Below are 23834 nucleotides of genomic sequence, written 5' to 3'. Positions count from 1 at the left end.
AATGCTACTTCTGACTTCCGACCCCGGACTTCCGGCCTAAAATACAAACACATGAAAGTAATCGGTCTTCTCTTATGCCTTTTGTTTGGTTTTCAGGTTTTCGCCCAGAAAGATATATTGGCAAAGCAATATTTTGACGAGGGAGAATTTGAGAAGGCCCTTGCGATTTATGAGAAACTGTATGAAGAGTCTCCCCGTACCAACTACCTGGGACTCCTTGTGGAGTGCTATCAGCAACTGGAAAGATACGGGGAAGCCGAGGCCGTTTTGCTCAAAAAGATAAACGGGCGGGTTTCTTCTCCCGTGTATTTTGTGGAACTGGGATACAATTATGCCTTGCAGGGTAAAAAAGGAAAATCCAGGGAATATTATGACAAGGCGCTGAAAGCCATAGAAGACCGTACGGCATATACCTATTCCGTAGGGCGCAGCTTCCAGGATAAGAACCTGCTGGACGAGGCTATCGCTGCTTATGAAAAAGGAAAAGAGCTGGATCCCAGGCTTATGGTAGACTATCAGGTGGCACAGCTATACGGCGAAAAGGGAGACATGGAGAAGATGTACAACAGCCTCCTGGACCTTATCGCCTCCAGAAAGAACTTCAATCTGAGCAATGTACAGCAGATCATTGCCCGGTTCATTACGGACGATGCCTCCCACCCCAATAACGTATTGCTGAGAAAACTTGTTCTGAAGAGAGCGCAGTCTACTCCCGACGTATTGTGGAACGAACTGCTAAGCTGGCTGTTTATCCGGCAACGGCAGTACGCTTCGGCCTTTACCCAGGAAAAGGCCATTTTTAAAAGGGCTGAGGTAGTGACCCTTCAACCCGTTATAGACCTGGGTGTTCTCGCTATGAATGACGGGGACGATGAAACCGCCACTGCCGTTTTTGAGTTTGTCATTGAAAATACGGGAACGGTTTCCGTATTGCTGCAGGCCCATCTCAATATTTTGCAGATACAGACAGAAAAAGGGGACGCAGGCGCCCATAAGCAAATAGATAATAAGTTCCGCACCCTGCTCGAAGAATACGGTACGAACACCAATACTCTGAACGTACAGATCGCTTATGCCAGGTTCCAGGCCTTTCAAAAGGAAGACACGGACAGGGCCCGGGCCATTCTGAAACAAAGCCTGGACCTTTCATTGGACCCTCTCGGGGAAGCCCGGGTAAAAATGGCCTATGCGGATGTGCTGGTCTATTCGGAAAAATTCAACCAGGCGCTGATCTATTACTCCCAGGTGCAGAAAATGGTCAAGAACGATGTCATAGCGCAGCAAGCCCGCTTCAAAGTGGCACAGACCAGCTTTTACAAGGGCGATTTTGACTGGGCCCTGACCCAGTTAAAAGTACTGCGCGAATCGGCTTCGCAGCTCATTGCCAACGATGCCATGCAATTGAGCCTGCTCATCTCTGACAATATGCTGGAAGATTCCATACAAGCAGCCCTGAAAACCTATGCCAGGGCCGATCTTTACGCCTATCAGAACAAAAATGAAAAGGCCGTGGCCCTTCTCGATACCATACTCACCAGCCACAAAGGAGAAAGCATAGAAGATGAAGCACTCTTCCGGCAGGCCGGGCTTTTTGAAAAGCAGCAGCACTATGAAAAAGCGGAGTATAATTATTTAAAGATCATAGAATTTTACCCGTATGATATATTGATGGACGATGCGCTTTTTGCCCTGGCCCGTCTCTATGAATATCGCCTGGACGAACCGGAAAAAGCACTGCCGTATTACGAAAAGATCATTTTTGAACATCAGGACAGTATTTATTTTGTCGAAGCGAGAAAAGCCTATCGCAAATTACGTGGCGATGGTGCTTAGGCCGTTTTTTGAAATCAATTACATATAAGCCACAGCAATGTACATTTACAATGTTACCATAAATATAGACGAAACCGTTCACGACGAATGGTTGCAATGGATGCACGAAACCCATATCCCGAACATGATGGCTACGGGGAAATTCAGTAATGCCCGGATGCTGAAAGTGCTCGTCGAGGAAGAGATGGGAGGCATTACCTATTCGGTGCAGTATATTACCGACAGCAAAGCCACTTTACAGAAATATTACGATGAAGACGCTTCCCGTATCAGGGAGGAAAGTCTTGAACGGTTTGCCTATAAATTTGTGGCCTTCCGTACGGAACTCGAAATAATCAGTGAACATTAGTCCCCTCTCCGGCCCTCCCCCAAGGAGAGGGAGTGTATATGCTTATTCATGTGGATTAGATAGAAAATGATGAATAAAAAGAAATCAAATAAGATCATACCGTTGTATTCCGAAAAGATGCCTCCTCCCCTTGGGGGAGGGCCGGGGAGGGGACAGAAAGTAAGGCCCAAGAAACACCTGGGGCAGCATTTCCTGAATGATGAGAACATCGCAGGGAAAATAGCCGATAGCCTCACTTTACAGGGATATGATAGTATATTGGAAATAGGCCCCGGAATGGGAGTGCTTACCAAATACCTGTTGAAAAAGGAAGTGCAGACCTATGTGGTAGAGATCGATACGGAATCCGTAGCCTACCTGGAAGAGCACTACCCCGGGCTGTCCGGCCGTATAATCAGCGAGGATTTTTTAAAATACGATGTCCGGCAGGTACTCAGGGAGGGGCCTTTTGCGATCATAGGCAATTTTCCGTACAATATCTCTTCCCAGATATTGTTCAAAATGCTGGATATGCGGGAGCAGGTACCCGAACTTTCCGGGATGTTCCAGAAGGAAGTAGCAGAACGCGTATGTGAGAAGGAAGGTAGCAAGGCATACGGCATCCTTTCGGTACTGGTACAGGCATTTTATGAGGCCGAATACCTGTTTACCGTGTCAGAACAGGTGTTTACCCCGCCGCCGAAAGTAAAATCGGGGGTGTTGCGGTTGCGAAGAAAAGAAGATTTCAGGTTGCCCTGTAATGAAAAGCTGTTCTTTAACGTCGTAAAAACAGCATTTGGCCAGCGGAGGAAAACCCTTCGTAACAGTTTAAAAACATTGGGATTGTCCGATATTTTAAAAGAAGATACTATCTTTGGCCAGCGTCCGGAACAGCTAAGTGTCCAGGATTTTATCCGGTTAACACAAAAAATAGAGCATGACTCCGTTTAAACTCAGCGATGAACTCTTAGAGCAGATAGAACAGCTCATTGAGGAAAGGAACAACAGCACCCTGTTGCAGATCCTCAATGAATTGCACTATGCCGATATTGCCGAGATCATCAATGAGCTTAACCTGGAAGAGGCCACCTACCTTATAAAGCTGCTGGACAGCGAAAAAACTTCCGATACCCTCACCGAACTGGACGATGATGTCCGGGAACGGATACTGAAGAACCTCTCTGCCCAGGAAATTGCCGATGAGCTGCTGGAGCTGGACACTGACGACGCGGCCGACATCATAGCCGAGCTTTCTGAAGAAAGGAAGAAAGAGGTTATATCTCATATCGAAGATAAGGAGCACGCCAAAGACATCGTAGAACTGCTCCGGTACGATGAGAATTCTGCCGGGGGGCTTATGGCCAAGGAGCTGGTAAAGGTGAACGAAAACTGGAATGTACTTACCTGTGTCAAGGAAATGCGCCTGCAGGCAGAACACGTAACACGGGTACACTCCATCTATGTGGTGGATGATGACGAGAAACTAAAGGGAAGGCTCTCACTCAAAGACCTGCTTACCACGTCTACCAAGACCCATATCCGGGACGTGTACATTCCCAAGGTGGATTATGTGATCGTAAATGACAAGGCCGAAGATGTGGCCAGGGTAATGTCCAAGTACGACCTTGAGGCCATTCCCGTGGTAGACGAGTCCGGAAGGCTGGTAGGGCGTATTACCATAGACGATATTGTGGATGTGATCCGGGAAGAGGCTGAAAAAGACTATCAGCTGGCCGCAGGTATTACCCAGGATGTGGAAGCCGATGACAATGTCTGGAAACTTACTAAAGCACGTCTGCCATGGCTTTTGATAGGAATGTTTGGCGGACTCGGGGCAGCGAGTATCATCGAAGGGTTTGAGACTGCGATGGAAAAGTATGTGGTTTTGCTTATTTTTGTGCCGCTCATACAATCCACCGCCGGGAATGTCGGTATTCAATCATCTGCAATTGTGGTTCAAGGATTGGCCAACGGTACTATTAAAGGAAAGATATTTCATCGGCTGCTTAAGGAATTTGTACTGGGCCTGATCAATGCCATCGGAATTTCTTCTATTGTTTTTCTTATAAGCCATTTTGGTTTCCATACACCCTATTTGATATCCGTAACTATTTGTGTTGCGTTGATCACCGTGATCATCAATGCAGCACTTATCGGTACTTTTATTCCTATTTTTCTGGATAAAAGAGGTATGGACCCGGCGGTTTCCACCGGACCATTTATCACGACCAGTAATGACATCCTTGGCGTTTTTATCTATTTTCTGATCGCCAAATTGATTCTCGGATTTTAATTCAGATCTTCCATTTTCGCTGCAAATAATTGCATTCCAGCCTTAATTCACTGGCAAAAAAAGGAAAAATATCCTGGTTGTTCAGGCAATACACTATGCTTTGAGGGGTGGTCTTGAATTCTTTGGCCAGTGCATCGATCAGTTGGGGGCTGTATTTTTCCATAATGATAAAAATTTGGGTTAAGTCTTCACAATGGCTTTGCTAATATATTAAAATTAGGGGATTATTTGAATATTTATTAAAAGTTAAGTCAAATGCATCAATTCAATACGGGGGTATAGAGGGGTTCGGAAAAGGTAAGCGCATTTTGTTACCTTTGTGAATACAGGCGATCCGGATGATATCCGGAAGGCAAAAAGAATATTTAGTATGCATATAGCTTTTTTCGATTCCGGAGTAGGAGGGCTGACCGTATTGCACGAGGCTATGAAGAAAATGCCCGGCGAGCGTTTTATCTATTTCGGAGATGCCCGGAATGCGCCCTACGGAACCAGGACAAAAAAAGAGATCAGGAACCTGGTTTTTGATGCCGTAGAGTTCCTGGCCGGAAAGGGGGTAAAGGCCCTGGTCCTGGCGTGCAATACAGCTACCAGTGCAGCCGTAACGGAACTCAGGGAAAAATACGATTTTCCCATCATAGGTATGGAGCCGGCCGTAAAACCTGCTGTGGAGAACAGCAGGGAACACAAGGTGCTGGTATGTGCTACGGACCTGACCCTGAAAGAAGAAAAGCTCAACAATCTGGTGCGTGACCTCAATGCAGGCGACAAGGTAGATTACCTGTCCCTCCAGGAACTGGTGATGTTCGCAGAGCATTTTAAACTCAACGGGCAGGAAGTGTCTGCCTATCTCAAAGAAAAGTTATCGCAACCCGACTGGAATAATTACGATTCCATAGTCCTGGGATGTACCCATTTTATCTTTTTCAGGGAACAGATACGAAAACTTGTGCCGGACCGGGTGTGCATCCTGGACGGTAACGAGGGAACTGTAAATAACCTGATGACCAAAATAGAGATCTGTAATTCCCCGGATGGAAAAGAAATACAGTATTATATTTCCGGAGAAAGGGCAGAGGCCGGGTATTACCGGAAATATCTGGATTACCTCCTGCAGGCCGATACACTAAAAGGGCAGATGTTATAGCCTAGCTGGTCTTTAACCAGCCGGTAATGCTCAGGCGTTCCCTTTCAACAGGCCTTACTTCGTGCTCAAGGACCTGGCTTTCAAAAATGACCATTCTGCCGGGATAGGGATAAATGGTCACAGGGCATTCTTTTCCGTGCTCTTCCTTGTACAGTACCAGTTCGCCGCCGTATTCGGGTTGCCAGTTTTCCTCGTTCAGGTAGAAGACCATGGATAGCTTACGGCGGTCGTCGTTTTGAAAAGTGTCCAGATGTCTTTTGTAGAATGTGCCCTTCGGATATATTGCATAGTGGAACTCCTTGTGTAATATTCCCAAAAAGCAGGTCTTGTTGAGATAAGATACAAAGTGATTGATCTTGCTGAAAAAGAGTTCTTCGGCAGTATTGGCACAGGCTTCGTTAAGCCACAGGATAAAATCGCCACGGACCGTTTTTTCAATAACTTCATTGACGCGGTTCCCTATGGCCGCTTTTTTAAACCGGTCCTCTTCGTATTTGTCCAACAGGGCATGGCGCAATGCTATGACATCCCCGGCGGGAAAGAAGTCCTCCACAATACTGTATTGCCGTTCCAGGAGGTCAGCAATTATTTTTTCGTAGCACGGATCTTCTGTAAAATCCAGTTGCTCAAACAGTTCGTTCACTGCTATCAATATATAAATAAAAAGCGGGCAAATTTATACAAATTTACAATACAACAGGTGAAAAAAGATGATCGGTGTTCGGTGATGAGTAACACCCTCGGCCACCATTTACCGAATACCGGATATCGGTCACCGAATTTAGTTATCTTTGCAGGGAATAAAGTATAAGTTATCCGTAGTAGTAATGAGCAATATTCGCCTGACAAAACTGTTTAATTTTGAAACCGGTCATGCCCTTTACGGTTATGACGGTAAATGCCGGAATGTACACGGGCACAGCTACAAACTTGCGGTTACCGTAATCGGGAAACCTATTACCGACAGTTCGCATGTAAAGCTGGGAATGGTCATAGATTTTGGCGACCTGAAAAAGATCGTAAAGGAAGAGATCGTAGACAAGTTTGACCATGCTACCGTATTTAACAGGAACACCCCCCATGTGGAGCTTGCGGAAGAACTGAAAAAACGGGGACACAATGTCCTGCTGGTGGATTATCAGCCCACCAGTGAAAATATGGTACTCGATTTCTCCGAAAAGATAAAGGCCAGATTGCCAGAGGGAATAGCATTGCATTCTCTTAAACTCCAGGAAACCGAGACATCCTTTGCTGAGTGGTATGCAGGGGATAATGGGTAGACTGGGAGGCAAGGAGATTGGGAGAAGGAGAGAATTGGAGTAGATTGGCTGAAATTGTCCTCGGCTCCCTTCGACTTTAGTTTATACTGAGCACAGTCGAAGTGCTCAGGAACCGGGAAGTTGAAACTATAACCTGTAACCTTAAACCTTGAATCTTGAACATTGATTCCACAGACATAGATTTACCCAAAGGAAAAAAAATATACTTCGCCTCCGACAATCACCTCGGAGCGCCTACCAGCGAGGAAAGCCTGCCCCGGGAAAAGAAATTCGTACAATGGCTCGATGAGGTAAAGGAGGATGCGGCCGCCATATTTCTGCTGGGCGACCTTTTTGATTTCTGGTTTGAATACAAAACCGTTATTCCGAAAGGATTTAGCCGAACCCTCGGAAAACTGGCGGAAATCACGGACAACGGTATCCCGGTATACTATTTTGTAGGGAACCACGACCTGTGGATGAACGGTTACTTCGAAGAAGAGCTGAATATCCCGGTCTTTCATAAACCCAGGGAGTTTAGCCTGAACGGGAAGCGCTTTTTTATAGGGCACGGGGATGGCCTGGGGCCCGGGGACAAAGGGTATAAGCGCATGAAAAAAGTGTTTACCAACCCGGTGGGCAAATGGTTTTTTCGATGGCTGCATCCCGACCTCGGTGTAAAACTGGCACAATACCTGTCTGTAAAAAACAAGGCGATCTCGGGCGATGAGGATGTAAAATTCCTGGGCGAAGATAACGAATGGCTCATACAGTATGCCCGGCGAAAGCTGGAAACAAGGCACTACGACTATTTTGTCTTCGGGCACCGCCACCTGCCCATAGATTTCCGGCTGAATGACAATTCGACCTATATTAACCTGGGCGATTGGATAAACTATTATACCTACGGCATTTTTGACGGGGAAACATTACATCTCAAAGAGTACGGCAAAAAGATTTAAGACATACATTCAGAATTCAGGGTTTATACTTCTAACTTGGTACCTCTAACTTCGTATTTCGTACTTAGTTCCCGCACAATTGGTTCAGGTAGCTGTCCAGCCGTAACTGGAACAGTGTTCCTTCAATAAGGTCTTCTATTTGCTGAAGTTCATAGGTATTTACGGCCAGGTCTACCTGGTTTGCAGGAGTGCGCAACAGAATGGAGCGGTATTCCTTGTTGTGGGAACAACCTGCACAGCGTTCAAATTCCCTGGCACTGCATACGCAATTGTAAAAATCCGAGACCTCTTCAGGCAAAAGGTAAAACCCCATGTCCCGGAAGACGATCTGTAATTTCTTGGAGTTGTTCTTTGCAAGATCCGTTTTCCATTGAAAAGCGATACCTATATCGTTGCGGTAAATACAATATATTTCGTTCATAATTGTAGGTTTTCATTTCTTTTCTGATTCTTCCGGCCGGCGTAAAGGGATGGCCTTCACCTACAAATATACAATTATTTTTATTTAATCTAAATAAGATATAATTTATTTACTAGCAACATTCATGCAGTGATAAAAATCCGGGAGTGGGTTATTGCAGGAAGTTTTTTGTTTTTACATTTGACCTTGGTTAAGACTAACAGGACTCCTCTCTTGTGATGAAGGGAGGTGGTCCCGATCAGAGATCGGGAGTGGAAGGTTAGAAAGCCCAAACCATTGATGAAACACAAATGTTAGAGTTTAAATCCCGAGGCTTGGGCTGGGTCAAACTCCCCGACCCACCAGAGGTGGTCCACCCCTCTTCAGATGAAGAGGGGAGCTTTTGAAATTTGTTAAAACATTGGTTTATTTCCAATAACAAAAATTTTAACGAATCATCAATAACAAACAGATAAAATTGTTTAATTCAATTGAGCAATATTGTTCATATAGTAATAAAGGTATTTTCAGGCTACAATTTGATCGTTAATTACACGAGGTCGCCGGGTTTTATATCCCGAAGCCTTAATTGTAAACTCACGTTGCCGTTCCAGTGGTTTTCTTCTATGGAGTAGACTGCACTGAAGGGTTTTTTATCCCGGATAACCTCCTTTTTGTCCCCCAGGCCAAAGCCGATGCCTCCGAATGCCCGGGAGTTGTTTTGTGTAACCGCTACTTTGAGGTGTTTTTCTCCTTCGCCCACACCCCGGCCATAACCGGTATCCCTGAGGTTTCGGGAGAGAAAGACAGGAGCCGGGTTACCCGGGCCGAAAGGGGCAAACTGTTTTAATATGCGGTAGAACTTCGATGTGATCTGATCGAAGTCTATTTCAGTATCTACGGTGATCTCCGGGGTGAGCAGTTTTTTGTCTATGGTAGAGGAAACCACTTCTTCGAATTTTTGCTTGAACTCATCGTACTGTTCCGGGTGTAGGGTCAGTCCGGCAGCATACTTGTGCCCGCCAAACTGTTCAATACAATGCGAGCAGTTCTCCAGGGCATTATAAACGTCAAAACCCCTGACAGAACGTGCAGAAGCGGCCAGCTTGTTCCCGGTACGGGTAAAGACCAGCGTTGGGCGGTAGTAGGTTTCCGTAAGCCTGGAGGCCACAATGCCTATGACTCCCTTATGCCAGGTTTCGTTATATACCACGGTGGTAAAATTTTCCTGTTCTTTTTGTTCCGTGATCTGTTGCAGGGCTTCTTCGGTGATCTGCTGATCGAGCATTTTCCTGTCCGAATTAAACGTCTCAATCTCACTGGCAAATTTCACTGCAGTGTCAAAATCGGTTTCGGTAAGGAGGTTGACCGCATGCAGGCCGTGTTTCATACGTCCGGCTGCGTTGATACGGGGAGCGATGATAAACACCACGTCCGTAATACTAAGCTGTTGTTTTTGAAGCGTGTGTGTTATAGCCCGTATACCCGCCCTTGGTTCGGAATTGATCTGTCTGAGCCCGTAGTGGGCCAGTACCCGGTTTTCGCCCGTGATGGGAACAATGTCTGCGCCGATGGCAGTGGCTACGAGATCGAGATAAGGGATGAGGTCTTTTATGGTTTGTCCGCGGCGGGAGGCCAATGCCTGGATGAGTTTGAACCCTACACCACATCCGCAGAGCTCATCATACGGATAGTTGCAATCTTCCCGCTTAGGGTCCAATACGGCCACGGCGTCCGGAAGGGAGTTCCCCGGACGGTGGTGGTCACAGACAATGAATTCTATTTCTTTCTCCCGGGCGTATTTTATTTTGTCTATGGCCTTGATACCACAGTCCAGTGCAATAATAAGGCTGATGTCATTGTCGGAAGCAAAATCAATACCCTGAAAAGAGACGCCGTAACCTTCTTCGTAGCGGTCTGGTATATAAGTAGCTACATTCGGATAAAGGTCCCGGAGGTAGGAAGACAGAAGTGCTACGGCCGTAGTACCATCCACATCATAGTCGCCGTAGACCAGGATGTTCTCGTTCCGGCTGATGGCTTCTTCTATTCGATGCACTGCCTTGTCCATATCCTTCATCAGGAAGGGGTCGTGAAGGTGATCGAGTGACGGGCGGAAAAAATATTTTGCATCTTCGAAAGTCTCAATACCCCGTTGCAGAAGGAGGGAGCCGATGATTTCGTCCACTCCCAGCTCAGAGGCCAGTTGCTTTGTTCTTTCCGGGTCCGGATGTGGTTTAATGGTCCAGCGCATACGGTTATTCCTTTAGCCTTATCCTGTTTTTAAAAATTTCCCTGCCTTTTACAAATACCTTGATATAGCACCGCATCTTTGGCAGGTAAGAAAGGTCGTATGTAAAACTTCCCCTGCGCAACCCGGTATAATGGTGTTCTTCGAGGATATGATCTTCGTTTTCCTGTTCTGTAATGATCACTTTTACTTCTTCCGCCTCGTTGGCAAAGTAATCGAGTGTAACCGGGCCGTCGGTCCGTGCGGGGAAGACGGTAATGGATGGGGCCGGGTCTGTGTGGTATGGTATTCCTTTCTTTACCGCAAAATTATAGATTATACTGCTTCCGAAATCCGATTTGAACTGTTTAATGGCCTGTCCCAGGGTGTCCAGCAGTTTTACTTCGCCCCGGCCGTCTTTGGTGTGATACCAGAATTCCAATCCGTTGCCGGCATTGTCTTCCACATTAAAAGTATAACTGCCTTCGCTCAGCGCCACGGTGTCCCGGTAAATGGTATTGGGTTTAAGGGAGGTGCTGTCCCTTTGAAAGAGTACCTTGCCAAAACTGTCTGTTATATTATAGGTATTTTGTCCTGGTTTATTATTGGTTTTGAAATAGACCACAACATTCTGCGGAAGTATGTCTGGCCTTCGGTAGCGGGAGCTCTTTTTATTGTCTCCGGCAAAGGCGTCTTTCTTTCCGTTGGGCCTTTTGAGTTCTACGTGAAAAACGGCCGATTCTTTAACGCTGAAAACCACTTCCGGAAGGGATATCACGGCTGTTTCCCCAAACGGGATACTTCCCTGCCACTTGAAGGTTTTGGGTTTTTCGTCCTCGATATGGTATTTAATGGTCATCTTTTTTAGCGGGTTTTCCCCGTTGTTTTTCACCCGGATCACGGCCAGGCGGCCTGTGGGGTTCTTCCGCCCGTGTACGGGGTTGTCCGAAGGGGCGATGATATCTGTGAGGGCAACATCGTTTTTAGCGCGTATTTTTCCGTATTCGATGACATAGGCCGTAATGTGTTCTTCGGCGCTTGGGTTATCCGTGGTGTAGGGCTCCATGTCCACATCCAGGGTGTAATCTGCCCGGCCATTAAGAGATACCAGGTATTCGTCGGGTTGCAGGAGGTAGCCAGGGCACCAGTTGGCGCGATCGAAGATCCAGGTCCCTGCCTGCGGATACAAGGGGTTTTCCCCGCATTGCATCCATATGTTCTTCCTGTTTATAAGCTTGCCGTTCCATTTAATATCCCGGTATTTATCGCAAAATTCGCCACATCCGTTCTTGTCCATGCCATGCCCGGTGTGGTGCAGCTTAACCCTGGCAAAGGCCGTTTGTGCATGGGCCTTCAGTGTAACGGGCTTGAGATGCTCTTCTATCGGGTTGTCCGCGTTTCCGTAATCGTAGATGCCGTCATAGACCTTGTGAATAGCTACCGGGTCTGACACGGGAGTACCGCGGGTGATCTCAAAATCGACCGTTACTTTCCAGCCCCGGGTCTTGTTGTCTTCATATCCCGTATGTACGTAGTCTACGAGGACACTGTCCCGGAGGATGCTGCTGAAATCAGAGACATCTACCTTCCATTCGAACTTCCAGTCGTTTTGGAACCTTCCCCCATAGGGCGTAAGCATACGGGCTATTTCGTAATTCAGGGTGTCGCCCTGCTGTCCTCCCGTTTTTTTGACGATGACGTGGTCCAGGTAGTCCCAGTCAGCACAACGCATACCGTCAGGGCATTCGAAAGTGAGGCGGAGCAGGACAGAACGGATATCCTCGTCCTTGCCGGGAAAAACCGCCCATCGTTCATAGCTGTTGGCGCCTTTGGAAGGGTCTGTGACCACGGTTTCCTTGTGATGTGATATAACGTGTTGTTTTTGTTGTGCGAACAACTTTCCGCCAAGCCCTGCGCAAAAAAGGGCGATAAACAGGAGGTGCTTCATAGATAGGTAAAGTCCTAGTTGTTGTGAAAGAACGTTTTAATGTCTGTTTTGGCAAAGTGACGGAACATTTCCATGACCCCGCAGTATTTCTCTACGGACAGGTCTACCACCCTTTGCAGTTTTTTCTCGTCCAGGTTTTTGCCGTGAAAGTGATATTCTATGGTCACGGTGTGATAGTATTTCGGGTGTTCTTCCGTCAGTTCGGCGTCGATCTCTATGACAAAATCATCGACTTCGAGTTTCATCTTTTTTATCAGGGAGGCAACATCCAGTCCTGAACATCCGGCTACGGACGAAAGCATAAGTGCTTTGGGGCGCAGGCCATTGCCTTCTCCCCCGTCTTCCGGGCTAGCGTCTATCCGCAGGGTAGTGCCCGAAGGGTTGTCGGATTCAAAAGCCATGTTGCCCAGCCATTTAGTTGTGACGTGATTGGTCATAATCTGTTTTTTTAAGAGTTTGTAGCCCTCAAAAGTACGATTTTAATCAGGAAAAAAGGAATGTTCCGGGTGGGGTGGTGTTCGGTAATCGGTATTTGTGTTCTATACTGATTACTGACCACCGAATACCGGATAGCCCCTCTTGTTAAAGTTATCAGAATGAAGGAAAGCCCTCTGTGATTTTGGCTATTTTTGTGAAAAATAAAATATCACTATGAAAAAAATATCATTATTGTTGGTTTTGTTTATTACAGGTTTTGCCTTTACAGCGTGCAGCAGCGATGACGATTCGGCATCTCCGGAAGAAGCCGTAGCAGGTGTGTGGGATGCAAAAAGCTATCATTTTATCCGTTACCGGGACGGGGAAACGGTGAGTGAAGTTAAAACCGTTTACGATGAAAATAATGTGGTAGAGATGAGGTTTCGTGAAGACGGTACCTTCGTGCACTACTTCAGGGAAGGTAACGGGACAGAAGAGGGGACTTATACGGGGACCTATTCGCTGGACGGAGGTGAGATCATCCTGGTGTATAAGGGAGATAGCGATTCGGAAGATGTGGTCAGGGTGGCTTATACCATTTCCGGTGGGACATTGACCACGGTGGAGGATGAAGTAGATGCCGAAGGAGGTTCTGTATACCGGGAAGTAACAACGATGAAGTACGATAAAATGTAATGTGGTGTAAATCCGGGAGGTAAAAATTTACCGGAGTTAAATTTTTCACAAAAAAACATACAAAAACTATTTCCATATCTATACAAAAAATATATCTTTGCACCGCGAAAAAAAATCTTGTTAAAGCAGGAAGGTACCCGTTGTGGCCGAGAAGCCGGCAAGGTTATTTTTGAGTCTATAAAAAGCTATACATTAAAGATTTAAGTAATGTCGAAAGTTACAGGTAAAGTTGCACAAATCATTGGTCCGGTAGTGGATGTGGCGTTTGCTGCGGATGCCGAGCTCCCGAAAATTTACGATTCCCTGGAAATTACCCGGGAAAATGGTTCCATACTCGTTCTGGAAGTTCAGTCGCATATCGGAGAAGATACCGTAAGGACAATCTCTATGGACTCTACAGACGGTCTGAGCCGGGGAGTTGAAGTAGTGGCTACCGGAGCCCCGATACAAATGCCTATCGGAGAGGAGGTTTACGGCCGTCTCTTCAATGTAATAGGTGATGCTATCGACGGTTTGGGGAACTTGCCGAAAGCAGGAGACAAGGGGCTGCCCATTCACAGGGAAGCACCGAAATTCGAAGACCTGTCTACATCTACCGAAGTCCTGTTTACCGGGATCAAGGTAATTGACCTGATCGAACCTTATGCCAAAGGTGGAAAAATCGGTCTGTTCGGTGGTGCAGGTGTAGGAAAAACGGTATTGATCCAGGAACTGATAAACAATATTGCCAAAGGGCACGGAGGACTGTCTGTATTTGCCGGGGTTGGTGAAAGGACCCGTGAAGGGAATGACCTTCTTCGGGAAATGCTGGAATCCGGTATTATTAAATACGGAGACGATTTCCTCCATTCTATGGAAGAAGGCGGATGGGATCTCAATAAGGTGGATAAAGCCACTATGAAAGAATCCAAAGCCACTTTCGTATTCGGACAGATGAACGAGCCTCCCGGGGCACGTGCCAGGGTAGCTTTGTCCGGTCTGACCATTGCGGAGTACTTCCGTGACGGAGCAGGAGACGCACAGGGAAAAGACGTACTTTTCTTCGTAGATAACATCTTCCGGTTTACCCAGGCAGGTTCTGAGGTGTCTGCACTTCTTGGACGTATGCCTTCGGCGGTGGGATACCAACCTACACTGGCAACGGAAATGGGAGCCATGCAGGAGCGTATTACCTCTACCAAAAAAGGATCGATTACATCTGTACAGGCGGTTTACGTACCTGCGGATGACCTGACCGACCCCGCGCCGGCTACAACCTTTGCTCACCTCGATGCTACAACCGTATTGTCTCGTAAGATCGCCGAGCTGGGTATTTACCCGGCAGTGGATCCGCTGGATTCCACTTCGAGGATCCTTACCCCGGAAATTCTCGGAAAAGAGCATTACGGCTGTGCACAGCGTGTCAAAGAGCTGTTGCAACGCTATAAAGAACTCCAGGATATTATTGCCATCCTCGGTATGGAAGAACTTTCTGAAGAGGATAAACTGGCGGTAGGCCGTGCAAGGAGAGTACAGCGATTCCTTTCGCAACCGTTCCACGTGGCAGAACAGTTTACCGGTATCCCCGGAGTATTGGTAGATATCAAAGACACCATCAAAGGCTTTAATATGATCATGGACGGTGAGCTCGATCACCTTCCCGAAGCTGCCTTTAACCTGAAAGGGACCATAGAAGAAGCTATCGAAGCCGGAGAAAAAATGCTGGCAGAAGCCTAAGATGTTTGTTGTTTGTGCTTTTGCAGTGCAATGCTGCGATGACAAACTATAAATCATAAACTGATCCTTCGACTCCGCTCAGGAACCGAAGAAACTAAGAAATCAAAGTAATGTATTTAGAAATAGTATCCCCTGAAGCCACCTTGTTTAGCGGAGAAGTGACATCGGTCGCTGTTCCGGGAGTGAACGGAGAGTTTCAGATGTTAAAGGATCACGCGCCCATAGTGTCGCTTCTCGGAAAAGGGAATGTAAAGATATACGGCGATGTGGAGATAGAGGAAGAGTTTCAGGACAAATTTTCCAAAGGAGAAAAGAACGAAACTTTACTGTCTATCAGTTCCGGTACTATCGAAATGAAAGGAAACAAGGTGATCGTCCTGGCGGACTGACCCTTTGTCAAATAATAAATAAAAGCCCCTGGATGTTAGATTCAGGGGCTTTTTTGTGGGTTTTATCATGCTTTAAGGCGGGATTTATAAAGTCCCACGTGATTCCTGCTCTCTTTCAATAGCTTCAAACAGGGCTTTGAAATTCCCTTTTCCGAAGGACTGTGCCCCTTTTCGCTGAATGATCTCAAAGAACATCGTGGGCCTGTCCAGCACGGGTTTGGTAAATATCTGGAGGAGGTAGCCTTCATCGTCTCGGTCTATCAGAACGCCGAGCTCCTTGAGAGGTTCGAGGTCTTCATCTATTTCACCGACCCGGTCGAGCACAGTTTCGTAATAGGTTTCCGGTACGTGAAGGAACTCCACGCCCCGGTCTCTCAGTTGCGCTACGGTTTCAATGATATTGTCGGTGGCTACGGCGATATGCTGGACGCCTGCCCCGTTGTAAAAATCGATATATTCTTCAATCTGTGACTTTTTCCGTCCTTCCGCTGGTTCGTTGATGGGAAATTTGATCCGGCCGTTACCATTGCTCATCACCTTGCTCATCAGGGCGGTGTATTCCGTAGATATGTCTTTGTCGTCAAAGGAGACCAGTTGTGCAAAGCCCATGACCTTAGCGTAGAATTCACACCATTTGTTCATTTCGTTCCAGCCTACGTTGCCCACCATGTGGTCTATATATTTCAGGCCCGTAGGTTCCGGTTTATAGGTGGTGTTCCAGGGTTTGAACCCGGGCATAAAGACCCCGTTATAGTTTTTGCGCTCTACAAAGATATGTACGGTTTCGCCATAGGTATGAATGCCGGAAAGCACTACTTCACCATGCTCGTCTTCTACTTTTTTCGGTTCCATATAGCTTTGAGCTCCGCGTTTGGTGGTTTCTTCGTAGCTTTTAGTAGCGTCGTCTACCCAGAGGGCAACTACTTTTACGCCATCGCCATGGGCATCGATGTGGCGGTTGATATCTCCCCCGGATTGTAAGGGGGAGGTAAGCACCAGGCGTATTTTATCCTGTTGCAGCACATAAGATACCCGGTCCCTGATCCCGGTTTCCAGTCCGGCATAGGCTACGGGCTGAAAGCCCCAGGCAGTCTGATAATAGTGTGCAGCCTGTTTGGCATTGCCCACATAGAGTTCTACATAATCCGTTCCGAGTATCGGTAAGAAATCTTCGGCCTGGGGAACTGTTTTTTCCAAATGTAAGGATGTATTGTCAGTTTTCATTTTCTTTTTAATTTGAGAATTATTTTAGTTCATGAAGATAATTTGATAATGTGTTGAAAAACACGGTAGAGTCGCAAGGTCGTGCGGCTCGCTATTCAATGAATGAATCAGTGAATAGTCAGTAATTATCAAATTATTTCAGCCACGATTTATGGTAAGACTCATCCGCGATCTCCATGGCGTCTTTTGTGAGCATCAGCGGCTTAAAAGTATCTACCATAACGGCCAGTTCATCGGTCTTTTCCTTGCCGATACTGCGTTCTACCGCTCCGGGGTGCGGGCCATGGGGAATTCCTGAGGGATGCAGGGAAATATGTCCTGCGGCTATGTCATTCCGGCTCATAAAATCGCCGTCCACATAATAGAGTACCTCGTCGCTGTCTATATTGCTGTGATTGTATGGCGCCGGGATACTATCCGGGTGATAATCGTATAATCTCGGGACAAAGCTGCACACTACAAAAGCATCGGTTTCGAACGTCTGGTGAACGGGCGGCGGTTGATGGATACGCCCCGTTATCGGCTCGAAATCGTGGATGGAGAACGCATAGGGGTAATTAAACCCGTCATAGCCTACTACATCAAAAGGATGTGTGGCATAGACCATGTCGAAAATCTCATTTTTCTTCTTGATCTTTATCAGGAAATCACCTTTTTCGTTGTGGGTTTCCAGCTCCTGCGGCTGACGTATGTCGCGTTCGCAAAAGGGCGAATGCTCGAGGAGCTGCCCGAACCAGTTACGATATTTTTTGGGCGTGTAAATGGGCCGGTGCGATTCCACGATAAACAGGCGGTTGTCTTCCGAACTGAAATCTATTTTATAAATGGTTCCCCTCGGGATCAATAGGTAATCCCCGTATTTAAAATCGAGATTGCCCAGGTGTGTCCTCAGTTTTCCGCTGCCTTTGTGGATAAAGATGAGTTCGTCTGCATCGGCGTTTTTGTAGAAATAGTCTTTTGTAGACTGTTTCGGTGCGGCAAGGATAATGCTGCAATCGCTGTTGGTAAGCACGGTTTTCCTGCTTTTCAGATAATCGTCTTCGGGCCGGGTCTTAAACCCGTGAAAACGATAAGATTTGATGTTGTTCTCCACCGCTATTTTCGGGCTGACATCCACAGATCCCCTGATCTCCCTTACTTGTGTAGGGCGGTGTTCGTGATAGCTGTTAGAAGACATCCCGTCAAAACCCACAGTGCCGAACAGCTGCTCGTAATACAGGCTACCGTCCGGTTTCCGGAAGATGGTATGTCGCTTGGGAGGTATTTTTCCCAGTTTGTGGTAGAATGGCATGATATTGTTTTTAGGTTAAACTTTTTTTAAAACACAAAAGTCAACCTGCCTCATTCCGGACTCCGTTTAATGAGGTATTGCAAATATGTCAATAAACCTTGCCATATTGAGTTCATAATATACAAATATCGGAAAATATTTGCGGAGTTTAAAATTTATGATTTTGTAAAATCAGGAATACGTAGAGAATTGATTATTACTCACCCGGGAAGGGATTGCAATAGTTCATCAAGCTCTTTATCGGTCAGGTTATCTTTAGCTGATTTATCATAAATGGAGAGTAAATAAACAGTATCTTCATGAACAATTACATTAGTGATTATTCTTGCGCCGCCTGATTTTCCCTTTCCTTTTGATTTAATAGCCAAACGGATTTTATAACAACTTCTTCCAATGGGGGTGCCCTGTTCCGGACTTTCTTTTAATTGGTGAATAAGTGTAAGTAATTCGAGTTTTAGAGAAGGATATTTTTTAATGAGCCTTTTGGCTTGCTTTTCAAATATTTGTATGGATTTGACACTATAACTCATTGAGAAATTCTTCGGCATCACGAGCTTTCTTTTTTCCCTCCCGGATAAGTTTCATCTCTTCAACAGCCTCCCTCACTTCACTCATTAGTTGTGCTTTGCTATCCGTGAGTTGTTTAGTTTTTACATAGGACAAGCCTTTCAGCACTTCCAATAAATGCAGAGCCTTATTGTCTTTTATATCTAATAAGATTTTCATAGGTCTGTTTTACACAAAGATAAACAAAAATTTTGCCAGTCGGGTACACCGGATTCAAACATTCCTGCTTGTCTTAACATTTATTTTAAGAAACCTTTTATAAGTTTCAGCGTATAAAAATGTACTTTTGTTCTGAAAACCGTATACTGTGCGAAGAATATTGACCATATTGTTGAGCGTTTATGTGCTGGGACTGGCCGTAACTCCGTGTGCAGATACGGCCCGTACAGATCCTCATGATATGGCCTTTACGGAATCGCATGCCGATATGGATCATCCTGTTTCGCATATGGAATGCACTCCTTTTTGCACCTGTACCTGTTGCGGGGTCGTTATTTCCGTAGACGATATACCGGTTTATACTTCTTTTGAAATAAGGGAGAATTTTGCCGACAATTTTCCCCTTCACAATTCTTCTCCGAGAAGATATCACCATTCCTTTTTAGAGCCACCACAATTGGTTTAACATTTTTTATTCGCCGTATTCCGCTGGTCGATGCGGGATAGGTATTTCATTGATGTTAAACCAAATTATAACCGTATGATTGATAAGATCATCGGCTTTTCCATTAAAAACAAGATCATAGTGTTTTTAATGGTCATAGCCATTGTTGGTGGTGGATGGTATGCCGTAAAGACCATTAACCTCGACTCTGTACCGGACATTACCAATAACCAGGTACAGATCATTACCGTAGCCCCTAATCTGGGCACGGAAGATATTGAACAATTCGTAACCTATACCGTAGAGCTTGCGGTCTCTAACCTTCCGGAAGTGGAAGAGATACGATCGGTGTCGCGTTTCGGCCTTTCTGTGGTGACCGTGGTGTTTGCCGACGATATGGGCACTTACCTGCCCAGGCAGCTGGTAAGTGAAAAATTGTCTGAGATCAGGGAAGACATACCCGCTGGTTTCGGTGAGCCCGTTATGGGACCGATCACCACAGGCCTGGGGGAAATATATCAATATACCGTGAAACCCCTGGAGGGTTATGAAGATCAATATTCCCCGGTTGAACTGCGCACCGTTCAGGACTGGATCGTAAAAAGGCAGATGGCCCTGTTGCCCGGAGTGGTGGAGGTAAACTCCTTTGGCGGAAATATCAGGCAATATGAAGTGACCCTAAACCCTGCACGGCTAAACAGTGCGGGAGTATCCATACACGAGGTTTTCGATGCCCTGGAACAGAACAATGCCAATACTGGGGGAGCCTATATCGAAAAGAACCACATGGCCAACTTTATCAGGGGCGAAGGATTGGTAAAGTCACTGGATGATATCAGGAATATTGTCATTAAGACCGTGGGTGGGCAGCCTGTACTTATCGGATCGGTGGCGGAAGATGTCCGTTTCGGCAGCCAGGTACGCTACGGGGCCGTTACCCGGGACGGCGAAGGTGAAGCTGTGGGGGGAATGGTACTGTTGTTAAAAGGCGAAAACTCCAATAAGGTCATTCAAAATGTAAAGGAAAGAGTTGAGGAAATAGAAAAATCCCTCCCCGAAGGGCTCGTGATCGAACCTTTTATAGACCGGAGCGACCTTATAAAGCGAACGACAGATACCGTGACAAAAAACCTGGTAGAAGGTGCCCTTATTGTCATTTTTGTGCTGGTCCTGCTACTGGGGAGTTTCCGCGGGGGGCTCCTGGTAGCCTCGGTCATCCCGTTGTCGCTCTTTGTCGCTCTTATCCTGATGAAGGTCTCTGGTGTATGGGCCAACCTCATGTCACTCGGTGCCATAGATTTCGGGATCATTGTGGACGGAGCGGTGATCATCGTCGAGGGGACTGTTCATTTTGTAGAAAAGAGGCTCGGTGTCAAAAAACAGTCCTTCACCCGGCAGGAAATGGACGAGATCGCCTATACTTCCGGCAGCAAAATGATGAACTCTGCCTTTTTCGGCCAGTTGATTATCCTTATCGTATTCACTCCCATTTTGTTCCTCACCGGCGTGGAAGGAAAGATGTTCCAACCCATGGCCTATACCTTTGGTTTTGCCATGATCGGGGCCATTGTACTTTGCCTTACCTATGTGCCGGCCATGTCGGCGTTGCTTTTAAAACCATCGAAGGGAAACACAGGTTCTTTTGCCTGGCTCAGGAGAAACTTTGGGAGGTTTGAAAAAGGAATAAAAAATCTGGGAGATCGTATTATCGTATGGTGTCAAAATATATATCAACCGATATTAAAAAAAGCACTGAAATTCAAATATGCAGTGGTCATCTCGGCCGTTGGGCTTCTCGGCATTTCCCTTTTCGTTTTCAGCCGGATGGGCGGTGAGTTCCTCCCTAAGCTGGACGAAGGAGACATGGCTGTACAGGTACTGCTTCGCCCCGGAAGCTCGCTTTCCGAAAGTATAGCCACAACGACAAAGGTGGAAAAAATAGTGACCTCTTTCCCCGAGGTAAAGACAATGGTATCCCGTATTGGGGTGGCTGATATTCCCACCGACCCCATGCCGATGGATATAGCCGATTGTATCATTACCCTGGAAAAGGATAAGTTGCGCTGGACCTCGGCAGATACCAAGGAAGAACTAATCGAAAAGATCAAAGAAGCCATAGAGACCATTCCGGGGATCAACACGGTCTTTACGCAGCCGGTGGAATTGCGGTTTAATGAACTGCTCACCGGGGTAAGGGAAGATATTGCGGTAAAACTGTATGGAGAAGATCTCGGGGTCCTGGCCGAAAAGGCAGAACAAATGGCAGGGATCATCCGGGGCATAGACGGTGTGGGCGATGTGCGTCCGGAAGCCACTTCCGGCCTGCCACAGATGACCGTAACCTACAACCGGCAGAAAATGGCCAAGTACGGGCTTACCGTGGAAAAACTGAACACCTATGTCAGTACGGCCTTTGCCGGCCGTTCCGCAGGAGTGGTTTTTGAAGGTGAAAAACGTTTTGACCTCGTAGTCCGGTTTGACGAAAAATTCCGGAAAGATATCAACAACCTCAGGAACCTGTTTGTAGACCTGCCTTCGGGGGGGCAGATCCCCATAGAGGAAGTTGCCCGGATCGATTATAAACCCGGCCCGATGCAGATAAGCCGCGACAATACTTCGCGAAGGGTCTCGGTCGGGGTCAACGTAAGGGGCAGGGATGTACAGTCGCTGGTTGAGGATATACAGGAAAAACTGGATGCGGAGCTGAACCTGCCGCCGGGATATTATATCAAATACGGCGGGGCTTTTGAAAATCTGCAACGTGCCCGGGGCCGGTTGCAGGTTGTGGTGCCCATTGCCCTGGCCATGATATTTATCCTGCTCTATTTTGCCCTGAAGTCCCTGCCACAAACCGTAATGATCTATATGGCCGTACCTCTGGCTGCCATTGGAGGGATATTGTCCTTATGGATGCGGGGGATGCCTTTCAGTATATCTGCAGGAGTGGGCTTTATTGTGCTTTTCGGGGTGGCCGTGCTCAACGGGCTGGTGCTCGTCAGCCGTTTTAACAGTTTGGAGGAAGAAGGCGTTACTGATATCAGGGAACGTATCATAAGAGGTACGCGCGAGCGGTTGCGCCCCATTATCCTCACCGCCCTGACCGATGTGCTCGGTTTTTTGCCGATGGCAGTTTCTTCATCTGCCGGGGCAGAAGTACAGCGGCCCCTGGCTACTGTGGTCATAGGTGGGCTTGTAACCGCCACATTGCTCACACTCATTGTGGTTCCTGTGCTGTACTACATCATGGAAGTTCGAAAATCGAAAAAACAACAAATAACAATGAAAACCAGGAATATAATACCAGGGCTTGGAATAATGCTTTTGTTTTTCCTTTCGGGAAACATACAGGCCCAGCAATCACCAAAAGTCATTTCGCTGGATACTGCCGTTTCCATAGCCCTGGAAAAATATCCCGGAATAAAGCAGGCGGAACTGGCTGTGGACGAACAAAAAGCACTGAAATCCACTGCATTTGACCCCGGCATGACCAATATCAGTACCGGGGGAGAGGAATACGGCGGCCCGGACAGGGTGAGGAATACACTAACCCTCGGCCAGAGTAATATCGATATTTTCGGTACCGTTGCCAGATCATCACTCAATAAGGCTCGTGTGGCCGAAGAGACCGAACGTCTTGAGCTTACCAGGCTCGACCTGGCCTTCCGGGTGTATAATGCGTATTACAATACCGTTAACGCAAGGGAAAAGCTAAGGCTTGCAGTGCAACTGGACAGTATTTACAACAATTTTTTACAGGCGGCGAAACTCCGTTACGAGACCGAAGCCACCACCAAACTGGAATTCCTCGCTGCCGAAGGGCAGTACGGAACCATTGTGGCCAGGAAGATCGAGGCGGCGAACGATTATAAAAAGAGGCTTAACGAACTTGGTCAATGGATCCTTGCCGATGGGCCTTTTGAAGTGGAAGACGTTGAGGTCCTGATACCGGAACAGCAGGTATGGGATCCGGATAGGTCCAGGATAGAGAACCACCCGTTACTGGAGGTTGCACGTAAGGAAACAGCAACCCGGAAATCTGCCTGGCGTGCAGAAAAAGCAGGTTTTCTCCCCAAATTCAACGCCAGTTACGGATGGCAGGAGATCGCCGGGCAAAACGGTTTTTATTCCTGGAATCTCGGCCTGTCCGTCCCGCTGTTTTTCTGGAACCAGGGAGCAAAGGCCAAAGCGGCGAAGATACGGACGGAAATGGCCGGGGAAAATGTGCGCCAACAGCAAATAAGCCTGCAAACAATGATAAATACACTGCAGAACGATTACGATAAGCTAAGCGCTACCGTACGCCTGTACCGGGAACAATTGTTGCCGCTGGCCCTGGAGCAGGTCGAAGCAGCCAACCTGAGTTACCGGGAAGGAGAGATTGATTATGTGTCCTTTATCCAGAACCTGGACAATGCAAAAGACATTCAAAATGCCTATCTGGAACGGTTGCAGAAATACAACGCAACGGTCATACAATTAAAATACCTGCTGGAACCCGATTCGATCGTCAATCATATAAAATAAACCTGC

Annotated in this window: 22 protein-coding genes; 12 read left to right on the top strand and 10 right to left on the bottom strand. The window is 46.9% G+C overall.

Annotation, left to right across the window (positions count from 1 at the left end; translation table 11 throughout):
* Positions 1-51: 51 nt before the first annotated feature.
* The 4 genes from KN811_RS11460 to mgtE all read left to right on the top strand — a co-directional run bounded on the left by KN811_RS11460 (position 52) and on the right by mgtE (position 4454).
* A complete protein-coding gene (locus KN811_RS11460; RefSeq protein ID WP_187965891.1) occupies positions 52-1833 on the top strand; it encodes a tetratricopeptide repeat protein in 1782 nt (593 codons plus the stop codon).
* Positions 1834-1870: 37 nt separating this feature from the next.
* Entirely contained in the window at positions 1871-2182 is a 312-nt protein-coding gene (locus KN811_RS11455) for a DUF4286 family protein (RefSeq protein ID WP_187965890.1), read from the top strand.
* A gap of 117 nt (positions 2183-2299) precedes the next feature.
* Complete coding sequence (gene rsmA, locus KN811_RS11450) at positions 2300-3112, top strand: 16S rRNA (adenine(1518)-N(6)/adenine(1519)-N(6))-dimethyltransferase RsmA (protein WP_187965907.1); 813 nt, start codon at positions 2300-2302, stop codon at positions 3110-3112.
* On the top strand, positions 3099-4454 hold the full coding sequence (gene mgtE, locus KN811_RS11445; RefSeq protein ID WP_187965889.1) for a magnesium transporter: 1356 nt from the start codon (positions 3099-3101) through the stop codon (positions 4452-4454). The genes rsmA and mgtE overlap by 14 nt, the downstream gene beginning before the upstream one ends.
* Before the next feature lies 1 nt (position 4455).
* Here the strand turns inward: mgtE and KN811_RS11440 are convergent, their stop codons facing one another.
* Positions 4456-4617, bottom strand: a complete 162-nt coding sequence (locus KN811_RS11440; protein WP_187965888.1) for a hypothetical protein — start codon at positions 4615-4617, stop codon at positions 4456-4458.
* A gap of 207 nt (positions 4618-4824) precedes the next feature.
* Between KN811_RS11440 and murI the strand changes: the two genes are divergently transcribed.
* Complete coding sequence (gene murI / locus KN811_RS11435; RefSeq protein WP_187965887.1) at positions 4825-5601, top strand: glutamate racemase; 777 nt, start codon at positions 4825-4827, stop codon at positions 5599-5601.
* A gap of 1 nt (position 5602) precedes the next feature.
* Here murI and KN811_RS11430 read toward each other — a convergent pair whose 3' ends face one another.
* Positions 5603-6244 carry a 2OG-Fe(II) oxygenase gene (locus KN811_RS11430; protein ID WP_187965886.1) on the bottom strand — a complete coding sequence of 214 codons (642 nt, stop codon included), beginning with the start codon at positions 6242-6244 and terminating at the stop codon, positions 5603-5605.
* A gap of 184 nt (positions 6245-6428) precedes the next feature.
* Between KN811_RS11430 and KN811_RS11425 the strand changes: the two genes are divergently transcribed.
* Positions 6429-6881 (top strand): 6-pyruvoyl trahydropterin synthase family protein, encoded by a 453-nt coding sequence (locus KN811_RS11425; protein ID WP_187965885.1) that lies wholly within the window; start codon positions 6429-6431, stop codon positions 6879-6881.
* A gap of 176 nt (positions 6882-7057) precedes the next feature.
* Positions 7058-7822 carry a metallophosphoesterase gene (locus KN811_RS11420; RefSeq protein WP_187965906.1) on the top strand — a complete coding sequence of 255 codons (765 nt, stop codon included), beginning with the start codon at positions 7058-7060 and terminating at the stop codon, positions 7820-7822.
* A gap of 64 nt (positions 7823-7886) precedes the next feature.
* Here the strand turns inward: KN811_RS11420 and KN811_RS11415 are convergent, their stop codons facing one another.
* The 4 genes from KN811_RS11415 to KN811_RS11400 all read right to left on the bottom strand — a co-directional run bounded on the left by KN811_RS11415 (position 7887) and on the right by KN811_RS11400 (position 12837).
* Entirely contained in the window at positions 7887-8243 is a 357-nt protein-coding gene (locus KN811_RS11415) for a hypothetical protein (RefSeq protein WP_187965884.1), read from the bottom strand.
* Positions 8244-8772: 529 nt separating this feature from the next.
* Positions 8773-10476, bottom strand: a complete 1704-nt coding sequence (recJ, locus tag KN811_RS11410) for a single-stranded-DNA-specific exonuclease RecJ (RefSeq protein WP_187965883.1) — start codon at positions 10474-10476, stop codon at positions 8773-8775.
* Positions 10477-10480: 4 nt separating this feature from the next.
* On the bottom strand, positions 10481-12400 hold the full coding sequence (locus KN811_RS11405) for a peptide-N-glycosidase F-related protein (protein ID WP_187965882.1): 1920 nt from the start codon (positions 12398-12400) through the stop codon (positions 10481-10483).
* Between the two features lie 14 nt (positions 12401-12414).
* Positions 12415-12837, bottom strand: a complete 423-nt coding sequence (locus tag KN811_RS11400) for an OsmC family protein (protein WP_187965881.1) — start codon at positions 12835-12837, stop codon at positions 12415-12417.
* Positions 12838-13051: 214 nt separating this feature from the next.
* Between KN811_RS11400 and KN811_RS11395 the strand changes: the two genes are divergently transcribed.
* From KN811_RS11395 to KN811_RS11385, 3 genes are all read left to right on the top strand, one after another.
* Positions 13052-13513, top strand: coding sequence for a lipocalin family protein (locus KN811_RS11395; protein WP_187965880.1), 462 nt, complete (start codon positions 13052-13054; stop codon positions 13511-13513).
* Positions 13514-13720: 207 nt separating this feature from the next.
* A complete protein-coding gene (gene atpD / locus KN811_RS11390) occupies positions 13721-15229 on the top strand; it encodes a F0F1 ATP synthase subunit beta (protein WP_187965879.1) in 1509 nt (502 codons plus the stop codon).
* 110 nt (positions 15230-15339) lie between these two features.
* Entirely contained in the window at positions 15340-15618 is a 279-nt protein-coding gene (locus KN811_RS11385) for a F0F1 ATP synthase subunit delta/epsilon (RefSeq protein WP_187965878.1), read from the top strand.
* 84 nt (positions 15619-15702) lie between these two features.
* Here KN811_RS11385 and hppD read toward each other — a convergent pair whose 3' ends face one another.
* The 4 genes from hppD to KN811_RS11365 form a co-directional block, all read right to left on the bottom strand.
* Positions 15703-16842, bottom strand: a complete 1140-nt coding sequence (gene hppD / locus KN811_RS11380) for a 4-hydroxyphenylpyruvate dioxygenase (protein WP_187965877.1) — start codon at positions 16840-16842, stop codon at positions 15703-15705.
* A gap of 133 nt (positions 16843-16975) precedes the next feature.
* Complete coding sequence (locus tag KN811_RS11375; protein ID WP_187965876.1) at positions 16976-18133, bottom strand: homogentisate 1,2-dioxygenase; 1158 nt, start codon at positions 18131-18133, stop codon at positions 16976-16978.
* Positions 18134-18333: 200 nt separating this feature from the next.
* On the bottom strand, positions 18334-18681 hold the full coding sequence (locus KN811_RS11370) for a type II toxin-antitoxin system RelE/ParE family toxin (protein WP_247716486.1): 348 nt from the start codon (positions 18679-18681) through the stop codon (positions 18334-18336).
* Positions 18653-18859: a hypothetical protein gene (locus tag KN811_RS11365; protein WP_187965875.1), complete on the bottom strand. Its 207-nt coding sequence runs from the start codon at positions 18857-18859 to the stop codon at positions 18653-18655. The genes KN811_RS11370 and KN811_RS11365 overlap by 29 nt, the downstream gene beginning before the upstream one ends.
* A 148-nt stretch (positions 18860-19007) precedes the next feature.
* Between KN811_RS11365 and KN811_RS11360 the strand changes: the two genes are divergently transcribed.
* Entirely contained in the window at positions 19008-19325 is a 318-nt protein-coding gene (locus KN811_RS11360; RefSeq protein ID WP_187965874.1) for a DUF6660 family protein, read from the top strand.
* A 75-nt stretch (positions 19326-19400) separates the two neighbouring features.
* Positions 19401-23828: a CusA/CzcA family heavy metal efflux RND transporter gene (locus KN811_RS11355; protein ID WP_187965873.1), complete on the top strand. Its 4428-nt coding sequence runs from the start codon at positions 19401-19403 to the stop codon at positions 23826-23828.
* Positions 23829-23834: the final 6 nt, after the last annotated feature.

It is taken from the genome of Sinomicrobium weinanense (assembly GCF_018863395.1).
Classification (GTDB): Bacteria; Bacteroidota; Bacteroidia; order Flavobacteriales; family Flavobacteriaceae; genus Sinomicrobium; species Sinomicrobium weinanense.
This window is presented reverse-complemented; position numbering and strand designations above follow the sequence as displayed.